Raw genomic sequence first — 17,001 nt, forward strand, 5'->3', positions numbered from 1 at the left:
TAAACAGAGTCTTATCGATGAAAAAGCGCAAATAATTGCTGCAAAGCATCGAAAAATTCGTTTAGATGCAAGCCATACCCTGTGGGAGCCCGCCCCCACAGGGCCGTGACGCTATTTCGGGGTGCAGCTCAGCTTGATGCGCAGCTTGATGATGGTCCGGGTGAACTTGGCCGTAGCGTTCTTATGCTTGCCCGCAGCCACTTCGATGTTGCGGGTACGCGGCGCTTCCGGGCCGTTGGTGAACACCACCTTGCAGGTCGCGTCGACGTCGCCGTAGTTGTTGACCTGGATGGAGCCGATGTCGTTATCGGTGTCGAACGCGTTGTAGTCGATCTTCAGGCCGTTGAGGTCCTTTTCCACATCGATCGGGTACGCGAACGCAGTCAGCGGAAGCAGCGCCAGCAACACACAACAGAATTTTTTCATTCGGCAGTCTCCATGAGGGACCGCCAGCTTAGGACAAGAGGAGCTATTGATGAAAGCGCCCCGCGTGACCCTTGATCAATGGCGAACGTTGCAGGCCGTGGTCGACCACGGCGGATTCGCCCAGGCCGCCGAGGCCCTGCACCGCTCGCAATCGTCGGTGAGCTACACCGTCGCCCGCATGCAGGATCAGCTCGGCGTGCCGCTGTTGCGCATCGATGGCCGCAAGGCTGTGCTGACCGAAGCCGGCGGCGTGTTGCTGCGCCGCTCGCGACAACTGGTTAAACAGGCCAGCCAACTGGAAGACCTCGCCCATCATATGGAGCAGGGTTGGGAAGCCGAAGTGCGGCTGGTGGTCGACGCCGCCTACCCGAGCGCCCGCCTCGTCCGCGCCCTGACCGCGTTCATGCCGCAAAGCCGTGGCTGCCGCGTGCGTCTGCGGGAGGAAGTTTTGTCGGGCGTCGAAGAAGTGCTGCTCGAAGGCGTGGCCGACCTGGCCATTACCGGCCTGAGCATTCCCGGTTACCTCGGCGCGGAGTTGAGCGACGTGGAGTTCGTCGCCGTCGCCCACCCCGAACACGCGCTGCACCGGTTGAACCGCGAGCTGAATTTCCAGGACCTGGAAACCCAGATGCAAGTGGTGATCCGCGACTCCGGCCGCCAGCAACCCCGGGATGTCGGCTGGCTCGGCGCCGAGCAGCGCTGGACCGTGGGCAGCCTCGCCACCGCCGCCAATTTTGTCTCCAGCGGTCTGGGCTTCGCCTGGCTGCCACGGCACATGATCGAACGGGAATTGAAGGAAGGCCTGCTCAAGCTGCTACCGTTGGATCAGGGCGGCAGCCGCAATCCGAGCTTCTATCTGTACTCGAACAAGGACAAACCATTGGGCCCGGCCTCGCAGATCCTCGTCGAACTGCTGCGCACCTTCGACACCCTGCCGCTGGACGCACCGTTTGCCGCCCCCGAACAAGCCTGACACGGAGTTCACCGATGGCGTATTTCGAGCATGAAGGTTGCAACCTGCACTACGAGGAATATGGCCACGGCGATCCATTGCTGCTGGTTCACGGTCTCGGCTCCAGCACCCTGGACTGGGAAATGCAGATTCCGGCGCTGGCCGCGCATTACCGGGTGATCGTCCCGGACGTGCGCGGTCACGGCCGCTCCGACAAGCCCCGCGAGCGCTACAGCATCGCCGGGTTCAGCGCCGACATCGTTGCCCTGATCGAGCATTTGAAACTCGGCCCGGTGCACTATGCCGGGCTGTCCATGGGCGGCATGATCGGTTTCCAGTTCGCCGTCGATCAGCCGCGGATGCTCAAGAGCCTGACCATCGTCAACAGCGCGCCCGAGGTCAAGGTGCGCAGCCGCGACGATTACTGGCAGTGGTTCAAGCGCTGGAGCCTGATGCGCCTGCTCAGCCTCGCCACCATCGGCAAGGCCCTTGGCGCCAAGCTGTTCCCCAAACCGGAGCAGGCGGATTTGCGTCAGAAAATGGCGGAGCGCTGGGCAAAAAACGACAAACGTGCTTATCTCGCCAGCTTCGATGCGATTGTTGGCTGGGGGGTTCAGGAACGACTTTCCCGGGTCACCTGTCCAACCCTCGTCGTCAGCGCCGACCGGGACTACACCCCGGTTTCGCTGAAAGAAACCTATGTCAGACTGCTGCCCGATGCGCGGCTGGTGGTGATCGCCGATTCGCGCCACGCCACCCCGCTCGATCAGCCCGAACGCTTCAATCAAACGCTGCTGGAGTTCCTCGCCACAGCCGATAATCACCCTCAGGATCACTGACCCATGCTGAAAAAACTCGCCCTCGCCGCCGGCACCGTGCTGTTCGCTGCCAACCTGATGGCTGCCACGCCGGCAAAAGCGCCGCACGTGCTGCTGGACACCACCAACGGCCAGATCGAAATCGAACTGGACCCGGTCAAGGCGCCGATCAGTACCAAGAACTTCCTCGAGTACGTCGACAGCGGTTTCTACACCAACACCATTTTCCACCGCGTGATTCCGGGCTTCATGGCCCAGGGCGGCGGCTTCACCCAGCAGATGCAGCAGAAAGACACCAAGGCCCCGATCAAGAACGAAGCCAGCAACGGCCTGCATAACGTTCGTGGCACCCTGTCGATGGCCCGTACTTCCAACCCGGATTCGGCCACCAGCCAGTTCTTCATCAACGTCGCCGACAACGCCTTCCTCGATCCGGGCCGCGACGCCGGTTACGCGGTGTTCGCCAAAGTGGTCAAGGGCATGGACGTGGTCGACATCATCGTCAACTCCCAGACCACCACCAAACAGGGCATGCAAAACGTGCCGGTCGACCCTGTGATCATCAAGTCGGCCAAGCGCATCGACTAAGCTTTACAGGGCATATCGAGCGGCGCCGATTACCCATCGCGCCGCTCACACTGATAAAAGGAGAGCCCGTGCTCCGGGCGGTTATCTGATGCTCTATCGCCGTTTCGAACAACTGATCGACATATTCCGCGATGCCCCGACGGCATCCCCGCCGGACCGCGTTCTGCCCTTCTATACCTATTACCTGAAGCAGGTCTGGCCGAGTTTCGCCGCCCTGCTGATCGTCGGCCTGTTCGGTGCACTGATCGAAGTGGCGCTGTTCAGTTACCTCAGCCGCATCATCGACCTCGCCCAGGGCACGCCGAACGTCGACTTCTTCAAAGTGCATGGTGCCGAACTGGCGTGGATGGCGGTGGTGGCATTGCTGCTGCGTCCCCTGTTCCTGGCGCTGCACGACATGCTGGTGCACCAGACCCTGAGCCCGAGCATGACCAGCATGATTCGCTGGCAGAACCACAGTTACGTGCTCAAGCAGAGCCTGAATTTCTTCCAGAACGACTTCGCCGGGCGCATTGCCCAGCGCATCATGCAGACCGGCAACTCGCTGCGCGATTCCGCCGTGCAAGCGGTGGATGCGTTGTGGCATGTGCTGATCTACGCGATCAGTTCGCTGGTGCTGTTCGCCGAGGCCGACTGGCGCCTGATGATCCCGCTGCTGACGTGGATCGCCGCCTACATCGGCGCGCTCTATTACTTCGTACCACGGGTCAAGGACCGCTCGGTGGAAGCCTCCGATGCGCGCTCGAAACTCATGGGCCGGATCGTCGATGGCTACACCAACATCGCCACCCTGAAGCTGTTCGCCCACACCAACTTCGAACAGCACTACGCCCGCGAGGCGATCCAGGAACAGACCGAAAAAGCCCAGCTGGCGGGCCGCGTGGTCACCAGCATGGACGTGGCGATCACCACCATGAACGGCCTGCTGATCGTCGGCACCACGGCGCTGGCCCTGTGGCTGTGGACGCAGTCGCTGATCAGCGTCGGCGCGATCGCCCTGGCCACCGGCCTGGTGATCCGCATCGTCAACATGTCCGGCTGGATCATGTGGGTGGTCACCGGCATCTTCGAAAACATCGGCATGGTCCAGGACGGTCTGCAGACCATCTCGCAACCGGTCAGCGTCACCGACCGGGAGCAGGCCAAACCGCTGGCCGTGGCCCGTGGCGAAGTGCGTTTCGAGCACGTGGATTTTCACTACGGCAAGAAGAAAGGCATCATCGGCGACCTCAACCTGACCATCAAACCGGGCGAGAAAATCGGCCTGATCGGCCCGTCCGGCGCCGGCAAGTCGACTCTGGTGAACCTGCTGCTGCGCCTGTACGACGTCGAGGGTGGGCGGATCCTCATCGACGGCCAGAACATCGCCGAAGTCGGCCAGGAAAGCCTGCGCGCACGGATCGGCATGATCACTCAGGACACCTCGCTGCTGCACCGCTCGATCCGCGACAACTTGCTGTACGGCAAGCCCGACGCCACCGACGCCGAACTCTGGGAAGCGGTGCGCAAGGCCCGTGCCGATGAGTTCATCCCGCTGCTGTCGGACGCCGAGGGGCGCACCGGATTTGATGCGCATGTCGGCGAACGCGGGGTGAAACTGTCCGGTGGTCAGCGTCAGCGGATCGCCATTGCGCGGGTGCTGCTCAAGGACGCACCGATCCTGATCATGGACGAAGCGACCTCGGCGCTGGACTCGGAAGTCGAAGCGGCGATTCAGGAAAGCCTGGAAACCCTGATGCAGGGCAAGACCGTGATCGCCATTGCCCACCGCCTCTCGACCATTGCCCGCATGGACCGGCTGGTGGTGCTTGAGAACGGCAAGATCGCCGAAAGCGGCAACCATGCCGAACTGCTGGCCCATGGCGGATTGTATGCGCGGTTGTGGGCGCACCAGACCGGAGGGTTTGTCGGCATCGACTGATCCTGCGTCAAAACACAAAAACCGCCAAAGCCCTTTACCCACGGGCTCTGGCGGTTTTTTATCGCCTGCTGGAAATCCACAAAATCCCTGCTGTACTGATCCAAGGCTCCGGAACGGAACCTGTCGTAAATCTGCAGGGACGCACCACTCGATGCAGTCTCGATAGCACGCCTATCAAGGACTCTCTCATGTCTCTGTTCAAACGTTCAGTCACTGAGTTGCTGGGTACGTTCTGGTTGGTTTTGGGCGGTTGCGGCAGTGCGGTCATCGCCGCGTCTTCACCTTTGGGAATCGGCGTGCTGGGGGTGGCGCTGGCGTTTGGTCTGACGGTGCTGACCATGGCGTTTGCCATCGGCCACATCAGCGGCTGTCACCTCAACCCGGCCGTGTCGGTCGGTCTGGTCGTCGGCGGTCGGTTCCCGGCCAAGGAGCTGCCTGCCTACGTCATCGCCCAGGTGATCGGCGGGATTCTGGCAGCGGCACTGCTTTACCACATCGCCAGCGGCAAGGAAGGCTTCGACATCGCTGCCGGCCTGGCCTCAAACGGTTATGGCGAGCACTCGCCGGGCAAATACTCGATGGCATCCGACTTCGTCACCGAGCTGGTGATGACCGCCATGTTCGTGGTGATCATCCTCGGCGCCACCGACAAGCGCGCCCCGGCAGGACTGGCACCGATCGCCATCGGCCTGGCCCTGACGCTGATCCACCTGATCTCGATCCCGGTCACCAACACCTCGGTCAACCCGGCCCGCAGCACGGGCCCGGCGCTGATGGTCGGCGGCTGGGCCATCGCCCAGTTGTGGATGTTCTGGGTCGCGCCACTGCTCGGTGCGGTAGTTGGCGGCGTGCTCTATCGCTGGCTGGGCAAGGAAGACAGCTGAGGGTGCCGGCGAGGATCAGGCTTGCCGATACGGCAAGGCGCTCCTCGCCTCTTCGGCATAGGCCAGTACACCGGCGCGCTCCTGGTGCAGGAAGTCTTTGACCGCGGCTTTTAGACCGGGATGGCGCAGGTAATGCCAGGAATGGGTGATCACCGGTTCGAAGCCGCGAATCAGTTTGTGCTCGCCCTGGGCACCGGCATCGAAACGCTGAAATCCATTGGCAATCGCATAGTCCACGCCCTGATAGAAACAGGTCTCGAAGTGCAGCCGGTCAAACTCGGCCAGGCATCCCCAATAGCGTCCGTAAAAACTGTCGCCGCCCACCAGACTGAACGCCATCGCCACCGGCCTTGAGCCCTGCCGAGCCAGTACCACGCGGATCGATTCCGGCATGCGCTCGGCCAGCAGGCTGAAGAATTCCCGGGTCAGATATGGCGCCTGCCGGCGTACCGCGTAGGTGTTGGCGTAACAGGCATAGACGAAATCCCACTGCGCTTCGTCCAGCTCCCGGCCTTCCAGCCATTCGAACTCGAAGCCCTGCCCTGCCACCTGCTCGCGCTCCTTGCGCATCTGCTTGCGCTTGCGCGAGGCGAGGACGTCGAGGAAGTCCTGAAAGTCGCGGTAACCGCGATTCTGCCAGTGGTACTGACAGCCGATGCGTTGCAGCCAGCCCGGCTGCTCGGCCATGGCGGCATCGGTGAACGCGTCGGTGAAGTTGATGTGGGCGCTGGAAAGGTCTTCGATTTCCAGATACCCCGGCAGGCTCTTGAGTAGTTCGAATCCGTCCTCGACATTCGCTGCCAGCAACCGTGGGCCGCTGACCGGGCTGAACGGCACGGCGCTGAGGAATTTGGGGTAGTAATCGATGCCGGCCCGGGCGCAGGCATCGGCCCAGCCGTGGTCGAACACGTATTCGCCGTAGGAATGCCACTTGCGATAACCGGGCAACGCGGCGATCACGCGCCCCGCTTCGACATGCAGCAAATGCTCCGCTTGCCAGCCCGTGTGCGGGCCGACGCTGCCGCTGTCCTCCAGCGAAGCCAGGAAGGCGTGGCGCAGAAACGGCTGGTTTTGCGGGACCAGAACATCCCAGTCGGACGCTGGAATTTCCGACAGTTTATGCAGACGTTGCAGCGGCATTTTCCTCTCCACTTTCGGGCGTGAACGCCCGGCGAGTATCGCTGATCGGCCGGGCGTTGCCCACGCCCGAATGCGCGACAGCGCTCTAGATCAATAGTTCACGGCAGTTTTGTATCGTCATCAACCTGCCATCATCGTGCCACTGCTCTGTCATAAACCATCGCGATACTGGCGCCTGTTTTTAGAGCGCCGGGTTCTACCCCGGACACTGTTTTCCGACCGTCAAACCGTCGGTTGTGCCCAGGATGGTTCAGCCATCCCCTTCATCTTCGGAGATTGCTATGCGTCTTGCTTCCACGAAAACTGCGGCGGCCCTGTGCGGTGGCCTGTTGCTGGCCATGAGTGTACCGGCCAGTGCCGCAGTCGACGCCAAACTGCTCGACATGCTCAAGGCTAACGGTTCGATTTCCCAGGCGCAGTACGTAGAACTGCAAACTGAACTGGCCAAGGATCAGAAGGCCCAGCAAATCGCGCAGCAGGCGCAGCAAGAGACCAACGAGCAAATCGCGGCGACCGCGAAGAAAACCAACGAGCTCAGCAGTTTCGACCAGAAACTGGCCTGGGCCGCCAAGACCCAGTTCAAGGGCGACGTACGTATCCGTCAGGAAACCATCAAGATCGACGGCGAACCGAACAACGGCGGCCGCGACAAGGATCGCCAGCGTATCCGTGCCCGTCTGGGTGCGTACACCGAGATCAACCCGCAAGTCGACACCGGCATCCGTATCGCCACCGGCGGCGGCGACGACGCCCGTTCGACCAACCAGGATCAGGACAACTACTTCGACAAGAAGCAGATCTGGCTCGACCTGGGCTACATCGACTACCACCCGGACCAGATCAAGAACCTGCACATCATCGGCGGCAAGATGCTGCAACCGTGGGTGAGCATGGGCGATGTGATCTGGGACAGCGACATCAACCCGGAAGGTCTGGCCGTTACCTACAAATATCCATTGGGCAGCAGCGTCGAACTGTTCGGCAGCCTGGGTAACTACAACCTCAAGGACAACGTCGACGGCGACGGCGTGCAGTTCCGTCACGACCTGCGCCTGACGTCCGGTCAGCTGGGCAGCCGCTTCGCCATCACCGACAACCTGAAACTGACCGTGGGCGGCAGCGTCTACGCCTACCAGAACGACGAAGACAGCCGTTGCACCGGCACCTCCACGCCGTGCGCCCTGGCCGTCAACGGCAACTCGGCGAACAACGAATTCCGTCTGTACGAAGGCTTCAGCCAGGTCGACATCGGCGGCCTGCCAATGCCGCTGTCGTTCTACGGTCAGTACGTGAAGAACAACGATGCAGTGACCGATCAGGACACCGCCTGGCTGGTGGGTGCCAAGTCGAAAGTCTTCGGCCTGAACCTCGACTACAACTATCGTGACGTGCAGCGCAACGCTGTGGTCGGCGCCTTCACCGACTCGGACTTCGCCAACGGCACCACCGGTTCCCGTGGTCACAAGTTCAAGGTCGGTTACGACATCGACAAGAACTTCGCCCTCGGTGCGACTTACTTCCTGACCAAGGCCGACTTCTCCAGCCGTACCCAGCGCGATGCAGACACCAACACCCTGCAGCTGGATGCGGAAGCGAAGTTCTAAGCAACCCGGCAACAGACTTCAAACGATGGGTTGTACATCCGGTTCCATCGTTTGAAGAGGCTTCAACAGACTGGCGCGGCCGCAGCGATCCCCATCATCCGTTCGCTGCGACCGCGCCAGTCTGTATTTTCAGGGACTATCCTCGCGACGCAGCTGTGCCAACTGTTCGGCCAACGCGTCCACGCCCTCTTCAGGCTTTTGCGGCATCGCCCGCAACGTCGCCTGCATCAAACGCATCTGGCGAATGAAACGCCGGCAATTGCGGCAGAACATCAGGTGATGACGCACCATCAGTTTCTCGCGAAAGCTCAACTGGCCATCGAGATAATCGCTGGATCGCGCCACTTGCTCCTTGCAGGTCAACATTCTCCCGTCTCCTCAAAATGCTCCACGGTCGCAAAGACCTTCAAACGTGCCCGATGCAGCAGCACGCGGACATTGGAGAGCGAGATCTCCAGAAGATTACAGATCTCCTCCAGCTCCAGACCCTGGCGTTCGCGCAGCAACAGCACGCTGCTTTGCAGCTCCGACAGGCTCAACAACGTGTGCTCGAGGCATTCACGCAGCTCGCCTTCTGTCAGCAACGCTTCGGGCGTGTCCTGGTGCCAGGCGAACGGTGCGACCAGCCAGTGGCCGTCGCCGGGAGAAAAACGATCGTCGTCGATGGTCCCGTGGGGGGACGGCAGATCATCCAGCAACACTTCGCGACGATTGAGTTTGTAGCGGCTCTTGGCCGAATTGGCGGTGATGGTCAGCAACCAGGTCTTGAGACTGGAGCGCCCCTCGAAACGGCCGATATTGCGCACCACCGACAGCCAGGCATCCTGCACCACTTCTTCGACATGGCGCTGGCCGACAATCGCGTAGGCCACCGCGCGCATGGGGCTTTGATAGGTACTGACCAGCTCCTTGAAAGCCTTCTGCTCACCGGCGAGCAGCCGCTCAAGCAATCGGGTGTCGTCAACTGCCATCCATCAATCCCCTGTTCCTGACTTCGAAAATGATAGCGGCAGGACTTCGCCTGCCGCCACTTTCGAAAATTACAGCGTTCGCGCCGATTCGGATGTAGGAAACGTCAGCGCGATTAAGAGGAAATGAACCCGATTTTAGCGTTTACGCAGAATCACACTACCAATCGAGTAACCAGCACCAAACGAACTCAGCACCGCCAGCGAACCGGCCGCCAGATCGTCCTGATATTTGTGGAACGCGATCACCGAACCTGCGGAGCTGGTGTTGGCGTAGGTGTCGAGAATCACCGGGGCTTCTTCTTCGGTGGCTTCGCGGCCCAGCAACTTGCGCACGATCAGGTGGTTCATGCTCAGGTTGGCCTGGTGCAGCCAGAAGCGCTTCACGTCACCGACGTTGAGCTTGTTCTCTTCCAGGTGTTCGCCGATCAGCTCGGCCACCATCGGGCAGACGTCCTTGAACACCTTGCGGCCTTCCTGCACGAACAGTTTGTCGCGGGCGCCGATGCCCTCTTCCGCTGCGCGGTTGAGGAAGCCGAAGTTGTTGCGGATGTTGTTGGAGAACTTGGTCAGCAGTTTGGTGCTGACCACGTCGAACTGGTGTTTCGACGTCGCCGTATCGGCACGCTCGATGATCACCGCAGTAGCCGCGTCACCGAAAATGAAGTGGCTGTCGCGGTCACGGAAGTTCAGGTGACCGGTGCAGACTTCCGGGTTGACCATCAGGATCGCCCGGGCCTGGCCCAGTTGCACGGTGTTGGCGGCTTGCTGGATGCCGAAGGTCGCCGACGAGCAGGCAACGTTCATGTCGAAACCGAAACCCTGGATGCCCAGTGCTTCCTGGACTTCGATGGCGATGGCCGGATAGGCGCGCTGCAGGTTGGAGCAGGCGACGATTACACCGTCGATGTCGGCGGCGGTCTTGCCGGCACGCTGCAGGGCTTGCTCGGCAGCGCCTATGGCCATCTGGCAGAGCACCGACCATTCGTCGTTGGAACGCTCCGGCAGGCGTGGCGCCATGCGCGCAGGGTCGAGGATGCCGTCCTTGTCCATGACAAAGCGGCTCTTGATGCCGGAAGCTTTTTCGATGAACGCGGCGCTGGACTCGGTCAGGGCCTGGACTTCGCCGCTGGCGATGGCTTCGGCATTGTCCGCATTGAACTGGGCGACGTAGGTATTGAAAGACTGCACCAGCTCTTCGTTGGAGATGCTGTTGGCCGGGGTGTACAGGCCGGTGCCGCTGATGACGACGTTATGCATGGTCGTTTCTCTAATCTGTTCAGGCAGAAAGTGCTGGCACCGACGTGCCAACACGCAAAGGGTCCATTCCCGTATAAGGGACGCAAAAACCTGGCATCGCTTTATTCCGACCTCGCCCGCGGTTGAGAAGGCTCAAAACCGCGGGGCCGGCGTTTATAGGCGCGAAGTTTGCCATAAACCTTGGCTTTTGGCGCCTTTTGCAGGATCGGAGGTCAGGCCTCGACCTGCGTCCACTGTTTGTTCAGGCGCTTGTCGGAGATCGGCACTTTCGTCCCCAACTGCTGGGCGAACAGCGAAACCCGATACTCCTCCAGCCACCAGCGATACAGCTCGAGCTGCGGATCGCGTTTGCCTTCCTGGGCATGTTTGGCGGCGCGGGTCTGGTATTGCGTCCAGAGGCCGGCGAGTTCGCCGCTCCACACCCGATCCTTCTGCACCTGCGCGCCCAGTTTCTCGAAACGCTGCTCGACCGCTTTCAGGTAACGCGGCAACTCCTTGAGCCAGAGCATCGGCGTTTCGCGGACGAAGCCCGGATACACCAGATGACTGAGCTGCTGCTTGATGTCGTTGAGCGCCACCGCCTGAGCCAGGTCGATCTTGCCCTTGAAGCGTTTTTGCAGGCCGTGCCAGAGCTTGAGGATTTCCAGGGTCAGACGCGCTACCCGCTCGGCGTGCTCGGTCCAGCTGCCGCGCTTGCGCTCGGCCAGTGCCGCCAGACCTGCGCCGTCACGCGGCAACGGGTCTTCGCCCTCGAGTATGCAGCTGTCGAGGCTGGCCAGCAGAATGTCTTCGACCAGTGCATCGACCCGACCCAGTTCGCGGTACAGCAACCCCATTTCGGTCAGGCCCGGCAACTTGCCGCGCAGGAACTTGGCCGGTTCCGCCAGTTGCTGCATCAGCAGGCGTTGCAAGGCGCGGCGGTGCTGGAACTCGGCTTCGGCGGGGGTCGAGAAGCGACCTTCCTTGACCGTGCCGCCCTCTTCCACCAGCGCCGGATAGACCGTCATCGACAGCCCGGCGATCTTCTGCTGAGTCTTTTCCGCCACCGGCGCGAAGACCTTGGCCTCCACCGGTTGCTGGCTTTTCGCACTCTGCGGTACGGCCAACGCAGCCTGGCTGGCTTCGGCGAAACGTGCGGTCAGTTCCGCCAGATCCCGCCCTTCGCCAAGGAACTTGCCCTGGCCGTCGACGATTTCCAGGTTCATCCGCAGGTGGCTTTCAACCTGCTGCGTCGCTTCGGCCCAGGCTTCATCGCTGACCCGCGCACCGGTCATGCGCAGCAGTTCCCGGCCCAGCGCTTGCGGCAACGAGCCTTCGGCAAAGGTCATGCGCTGCAGCGCGGCCTTGATGAAGTCCGGCACCGGCACGAAGTTCTTGCGCAGGGCCTTGGGCAGGTTGCGCACCAGCGCAATGCACTTGGCCTCGATCAGCCCCGGCACCAGCCACTCCAGACGCTCCGGCGGCAGCATCGGCAACAGCGGCGCCGGCACACGCAGGGTCACGCCGTCGCGCGGGTGATTCGGTTCGAAGTGGTAACTCAGGGCCAGTTCCAGATCGCCGATGTGCAGCGTGTCCGGGTAATGCTGGGCGGTGACTTCGCTGGCCTCGCGGGCCAGTACATCTTCCTCGCGCATGATCAGCAGTTGCGGGTCTTTCTGGCTGTTGACGCGATACCAGCTGTCGAACGTCGCGGTCTGATGAATTTCCGCCGGCAGCCGCGCATCGTAGAACGCGTAGAGGGTTTCCTCGTCGGCCAGAATGTCTCGGCGACGGGCCTTGGCCTCCAGTTCGTCGAGCTGTTCGAGCAATTGCTTGTTGGCGGTCAGGCATTTGGCCCGGGACTGAATCTCGCCCCGCACCAGGCCTTCGCGGATAAACAACTCCCGCGAAACCACCGGGTCCACCGGGCCGTAATGCACCGGTCGACGACCGACCACGATCAGACCGAACAGGGTGATCTGTTCGAACGCGACGACCTGGCCGCGCTTCTTCTCCCAGTGCGGTTCGAAGTGGTTCTTCTTGATCAGGTGCCCGGCCAGTGGTTCGATCCAGTCGGCGTCGATCTTCGCCACCATCCGCGCATAGAGCTTGGTGGTTTCCACCAGTTCGGCGGTCATCACCCACTGCGGGCGCTTCTTGCCGATGCCCGACGACGGGTGAATCCAGAACCGCCGCTGGCGGGCGCCCAGGTAATCGCCGTCCTCGGTTTTCTGACCGATCTGGCTGAGCAAGCCGACCAGCACCGCTTTGTGCAGCTTCGGATAATCCGCCGGCTCTTTGTTCAGGCTCAGCTGCAAGTCGCGGCAGATCAGGCTCAACTGCCGATGGGAATCGCGCCACTCGCGCAACCGCAGGTAGTTGAGGAAGTTCTTGCGGCACCAGTTACGCAGCGGGCTCGCGGTCAGCGCCTGGCGCTGCTCTTCAAAACCGCGCCACAGATTGACCAGCCCGGCGAAGTCGGAGTCGGCGTCCTTCCATTGCGCGTGAGCCTGGTCAGCGGCTTGCTGACGCTCCGGCGGACGCTCGCGCGGGTCCTGAATCGACATGGCGCTGGCGACGATCAGCACTTCCTGCAGGCTGCCGAGTTTTGCCGCTTCGAGCAGCATACGGCCCATGCGCGGGTCCACCGGCAGGCGCGCCAACTGGCGGCCGAGCGGCGTGAGCTGACTGTTGCGATCCACCGCCGAGAGTTCTTGCAGCAGGTTGAAACCGTCGCTGATCGCCTTGCCGTCCGGCGGCTCGATAAACGGGAAATCGGTGATTTCGCCCAGGCGCAGATGGAGCATCTGCAGGATTACCGCCGCAAGGTTGGTGCGCAGGATTTCCGGATCGGTGAATTCCGGGCGACCGAGGAAATCCTCTTCGCTGTACAAACGCACGCAGATACCCGGCTCGACCCGGCCGCAGCGACCTTTACGCTGGTTGGCGCTGGCCTGGGAAATCGCTTCGATCGGCAGCCGCTGGACCTTGGCGCGGTAGCTGTAGCGGCTGATGCGTGCGGTGCCGCTGTCGATCACGTAACGGATGCCCGGCACGGTCAGCGAAGTTTCGGCAACGTTGGTCGCCAGCACCACACGACGGCCCGGATGCGACTGGAAAATCCGCTGCTGCTCGGCCGGCGACAGGCGCGCATACAACGGCAGGATTTCGGTGTGTTTGAGCTGGGCCTTGCGCAGCATGTCGGCGGCGTCGCGAATCTCGCGTTCGCCGGGCAGGAACACCAGCACATCGCCGGGACTGCGGCGTTCGCTGCGCTCGTAAGCGGCGATTTCGTCGAGGGTGGCGAGGATCGCCTGATCGACGGTCAGGTCGTCTTCGACGCGGTTGCCCTCTTCGTCCTGCTCAAGGGTCAGCGGGCGATACCAGGTTTCCACCGGGAAGGTGCGGCCGGACACTTCGACAATCGGCGCATCGTCGAAATGCTTGGAGAAACGCTCCAGATCGATGGTCGCCGACGTGATGATGACTTTCAGGTCCGGACGACGCGGCAGCAGGGTTTTCAGGTAACCGAGCAGGAAGTCGATGTTGAGGCTGCGTTCGTGGGCTTCGTCGACGATGATCGTGTCGTAGCGTTCGAGGTAGCGATCATTCTGGGTTTCCGCCAGCAGAATGCCGTCGGTCATCAGTTTGATCAGGGTGTTGGAATCGCTCTGATCCTCAAACCGTACCTGATAGCCGACCAGTGCGCCCAGCGGCGTGCCGAGTTCTTCGGCAACCCGACTGGCCACGCTGCGCGCCGCAATTCGCCGAGGCTGGGTGTGGCCGATCAGACCATGTTGGCCGCGACCGATTTCCAGACAGATTTTCGGCAACTGGGTGGTTTTACCCGATCCGGTTTCGCCGGCGATGATCAGCACCTGGTGCTTTTCCAGGGCCTTCTTGATTTCGTCACGCTTGGCCGCAATCGGCAGGCTGTCGTCGTAACGGATCACCGGCAGGCTGGCCTTGCGCGCCAGCACCTGATCGCAGGACGCCTGCATCCGCGCCACCCACTGGGCCAGCTTGGCCTCGTCGGGTTTCTTGCGCAGCTCAAGCAACTGCCGCCGCAGCCGGTGGCGGTCGGCGAGCATGGCGTGATCGAGGTTTTTCAGCAGTTTGTCGATGGAGGGCGATTCGTCGGTCATCGGGTACGCAATTCGGTCGTCTAGTGGCGCAAGGACGCGATTGTCGCAGATTTGCGGGATTTGTGGCGTGTCTGGGGGATTGCATGCCCTCACCCTAGCCCTCTCCCGGAGGGAGAGGGGACCGATTGGGGGTTGCTTTAGAGCCTCATCGACCTGAACGAGCTATACCGAATCCATAATCGCCAAGATCTTTCAGGTCGATGTATAACGCAAAACACTTCGGTCGGCTCCCTCTCCCTCCGGGAGAGGGCTGGGGTGAGGGGGCTTTTGGGACTATTCGTTATCAAGGCCCTTGCGCCGATACGGAAAGACGTCGATCACCTTTCCCGCCCGAATCGCCTCCTGTAACCCCTTCCAGTAATCCGCGTTGTACAACTCGCCATGCAACTGATCGAACAATTTGCGCTGCGCCGAATCGGCAAACAAAAACGGCGGAAATTCTTCGGGGAACACATCCAGCGGCCCGATCGAATACCAAGGCTCAGAGGCCATTTCATCCTCCGGAGTGCGCGGTGCCGGGATGTGGCGGAAGTTGGCTTCGGTGAGGAAACAGATCTCGTCATAGTCGTAGAACACCACCCGGCCATGGCGGGTGACGCCGAAGTTCTTCAGCAGCATGTCGCCGGGGAAGATGTTGGCTGCCGCCAGTTGCTTGATCGCCAGCCCGTAATCCTCCAACGCTTCGCGCACCTGGGCCTCGTTGGCGTTATCCAGATAGAGGTTGAGCGGCGTCATCCGGCGTTCGGTCCAGCAGTGGCGGATCAGTACGGTTTCGCCTTCCAGCGACACCGTGGACGGCGCAACTTCCAGCAATTCCGCCAGGCACGCCGGCTCGAATTTGCTCAGGGGAAAACGGAAATCGGCGAACTCCTGGGTATCGGCCATGCGCCCGACGCGGTCGACGCTTTTCACCAACCGGTACTTCTCGATCACCGTGGCGCGGTCGACGTTTTTCGACGGGGAGAACCGGTCCTTGATGATCTTGAATACGGTGTTGAAGCCCGGCAGCGTGAACACGCTCATGACCATGCCGCGCACGCCCGGCGCCATGATGAACTGGTCGTCGGTGTTGGCCAGGTGATTGATCAGCGCGCGGTAGAACTCGGATTTACCGTGCTTGTAGAAACCGATCGAGGTGTACAGCTCGGCGATGTGCTTGCCGGGCAGGATGCGTTTGAGGAAGCCGATAAACTCGGCCGGCACCGGCACATCCACCATGAAATACGAACGGGTGAACGAGAAGATGATCGACACGTCGGCTTCGTCGGTGATCAGCGCGTCGATCTGAATCCCCCGCCCCTCGCGGTGCAGCAGCGGAATCACCAGCGGCCATTGATCGTCGTTGGTGTAGATGCGCCCGACCAGGTACGCGCCCTTGTTGCGGTACAGCACCGAGGAAAACAGCTCGACGCTAAGCTCCGGGTCTTTGCACACCCAGTCCGGCAGGTTTTCGCGCAGTTGCGCTTCCAGGCGATGCAAGTCGCCGGGCAGATCGGCGTAGGCCTCGTTGAACCGGTAATCGGCAAAGATGCTCGCGAGCATGGCCGATATCTGCCCTTGCGGTTTATAGGTGCGGGTCTGCGCGGCGCGGGCCCGACGCAGGCTCGGGCGGGTGGTGTGGATGAACATGCAGCCGTCGCTGATCAGGTCGTGGCTGAACAGGCCGCAGAAAATCGAGTTGTACCAGGTCTCGGACAGTTCATCGTCGAAGCGCAGGTCGATGATGCTGATGTAGGCACTTTTCACCAGTGGCCAGCAGGTGACGTCCATCAAGGTGTCCGACTCGAAATACTCGCGCAGGCGGGCGACGGTTTCACCGACCTTTTCTTCATAGAGGTTGATCCGCGCCGCCGACGCGGTTTGCGTGTCCTGCCAGCGGGCCTGCTCGAAACGCTCCCGGGCGCCGTCGGTGATCCGCCGGAAATGCTCGCGGTAATCGTCAAAGCCATCGAGGATCAGGCGGGCGATGTCGGTGGCTGGCCATTGCTGCGGCATAGATGAGACCTCTGCGGGAATTGGAGAATCTGTGCTCGAAGGCCTGAGCTTAGCCACGGAAGCGGGCGCAGGAGAAGCGCAATTTCTGCCAAATCCTCTTGCGGCTTGTACAGCGACACAGTTTTTATCAAAGTTTTTTTAATCGACCGTTCGGTCAATAAACGTCCACTTCGGTTCTCCCCACCACTGGGCGCCAGCCCGCGTCTTCTGTGGGTTTCGGATCCAATTCAGCGGCGACATCTCTAGCCTGCGCTTTTGCCCGAGTTGTTCATGCCTGTCCATTCTCGTCAGCGACTGGTCTTACCAAGATAGTGGCACTTT

13 protein-coding genes are annotated in these 17,001 nt (G+C 61.4%); 6 read left to right on the forward strand and 7 right to left on the reverse strand.

Features of this window, described 5'->3' with window-relative positions; translation table 11 throughout:
* Positions 1-111: 111 nt before the first annotated feature.
* Positions 112-426, reverse strand: coding sequence for a hypothetical protein (locus tag M5G18_RS18490; RefSeq protein WP_011332961.1), 315 nt, complete (start codon positions 424-426; stop codon positions 112-114).
* A gap of 49 nt (positions 427-475) precedes the next feature.
* On the opposite strand from M5G18_RS18490, the gene M5G18_RS18495 reads away from it, so the two are divergent.
* The 5 genes from M5G18_RS18495 to aqpZ all read left to right on the forward strand — a co-directional run bounded on the left by M5G18_RS18495 (position 476) and on the right by aqpZ (position 5,589).
* Positions 476-1,399, forward strand: a complete 924-nt coding sequence (locus tag M5G18_RS18495; protein WP_007956543.1) for a PA3225 family LysR-type transcriptional regulator — start codon at positions 476-478, stop codon at positions 1,397-1,399.
* Positions 1,400-1,413: 14 nt separating this feature from the next.
* Positions 1,414-2,217: an alpha/beta fold hydrolase gene (locus tag M5G18_RS18500; protein WP_262161366.1), complete on the forward strand. Its 804-nt coding sequence runs from the start codon at positions 1,414-1,416 to the stop codon at positions 2,215-2,217.
* 3 nt (positions 2,218-2,220) lie between these two features.
* Positions 2,221-2,784, forward strand: coding sequence for a peptidylprolyl isomerase (locus tag M5G18_RS18505; RefSeq protein ID WP_093103676.1), 564 nt, complete (start codon positions 2,221-2,223; stop codon positions 2,782-2,784).
* A gap of 88 nt (positions 2,785-2,872) precedes the next feature.
* The gene (locus M5G18_RS18510) at positions 2,873-4,705 is read left to right on the forward strand and encodes an ABC transporter ATP-binding protein (RefSeq protein ID WP_115076924.1); all 1,833 of its coding nucleotides are present in this window, start codon (positions 2,873-2,875) and stop codon (positions 4,703-4,705) included.
* Between the two features lie 188 nt (positions 4,706-4,893).
* On the forward strand, positions 4,894-5,589 hold the full coding sequence (aqpZ, locus tag M5G18_RS18515; protein ID WP_273896583.1) for an aquaporin Z: 696 nt from the start codon (positions 4,894-4,896) through the stop codon (positions 5,587-5,589).
* Positions 5,590-5,604: 15 nt separating this feature from the next.
* Here the strand turns inward: aqpZ and M5G18_RS18520 are convergent, their stop codons facing one another.
* On the reverse strand, positions 5,605-6,729 hold the full coding sequence (locus M5G18_RS18520) for a GNAT family N-acetyltransferase (RefSeq protein WP_273896582.1): 1,125 nt from the start codon (positions 6,727-6,729) through the stop codon (positions 5,605-5,607).
* Between the two features lie 281 nt (positions 6,730-7,010).
* Here M5G18_RS18520 and M5G18_RS18525 point away from each other — a divergent pair, with 281 nt between their 5' ends.
* A complete protein-coding gene (locus M5G18_RS18525; RefSeq protein WP_273896580.1) occupies positions 7,011-8,333 on the forward strand; it encodes a putative porin in 1,323 nt (440 codons plus the stop codon).
* Between the two features lie 129 nt (positions 8,334-8,462).
* Here M5G18_RS18525 and M5G18_RS18530 read toward each other — a convergent pair whose 3' ends face one another.
* The 5 genes from M5G18_RS18530 to aceK form a co-directional block, all read right to left on the reverse strand.
* Entirely contained in the window at positions 8,463-8,699 is a 237-nt protein-coding gene (locus M5G18_RS18530) for an anti-sigma factor family protein (protein WP_085747188.1), read from the reverse strand.
* Positions 8,693-9,304 (reverse strand): RNA polymerase sigma factor, encoded by a 612-nt coding sequence (locus M5G18_RS18535; protein WP_085747189.1) that lies wholly within the window; start codon positions 9,302-9,304, stop codon positions 8,693-8,695. Before M5G18_RS18535 ends, M5G18_RS18530 begins: the two co-directional genes overlap by 7 nt.
* Positions 9,305-9,439: 135 nt before the next feature.
* Positions 9,440-10,561: a beta-ketoacyl-ACP synthase III gene (locus tag M5G18_RS18540; RefSeq protein ID WP_127797227.1), complete on the reverse strand. Its 1,122-nt coding sequence runs from the start codon at positions 10,559-10,561 to the stop codon at positions 9,440-9,442.
* 212 nt (positions 10,562-10,773) lie between these two features.
* Positions 10,774-14,685, reverse strand: coding sequence for an ATP-dependent RNA helicase HrpA (gene hrpA, locus M5G18_RS18545; protein ID WP_273896577.1), 3,912 nt, complete (start codon positions 14,683-14,685; stop codon positions 10,774-10,776).
* 273 nt (positions 14,686-14,958) lie between these two features.
* Positions 14,959-16,680, reverse strand: a complete 1,722-nt coding sequence (gene aceK / locus M5G18_RS18550; RefSeq protein ID WP_273896575.1) for a bifunctional isocitrate dehydrogenase kinase/phosphatase — start codon at positions 16,678-16,680, stop codon at positions 14,959-14,961.
* Positions 16,681-17,001 lie beyond the last annotated feature (321 nt).

The sequence above is a fragment of the Pseudomonas aphyarum genome, assembly GCF_028657055.1.
Classification (GTDB): Bacteria; Pseudomonadota; Gammaproteobacteria; order Pseudomonadales; family Pseudomonadaceae; genus Aquipseudomonas; species Aquipseudomonas aphyarum.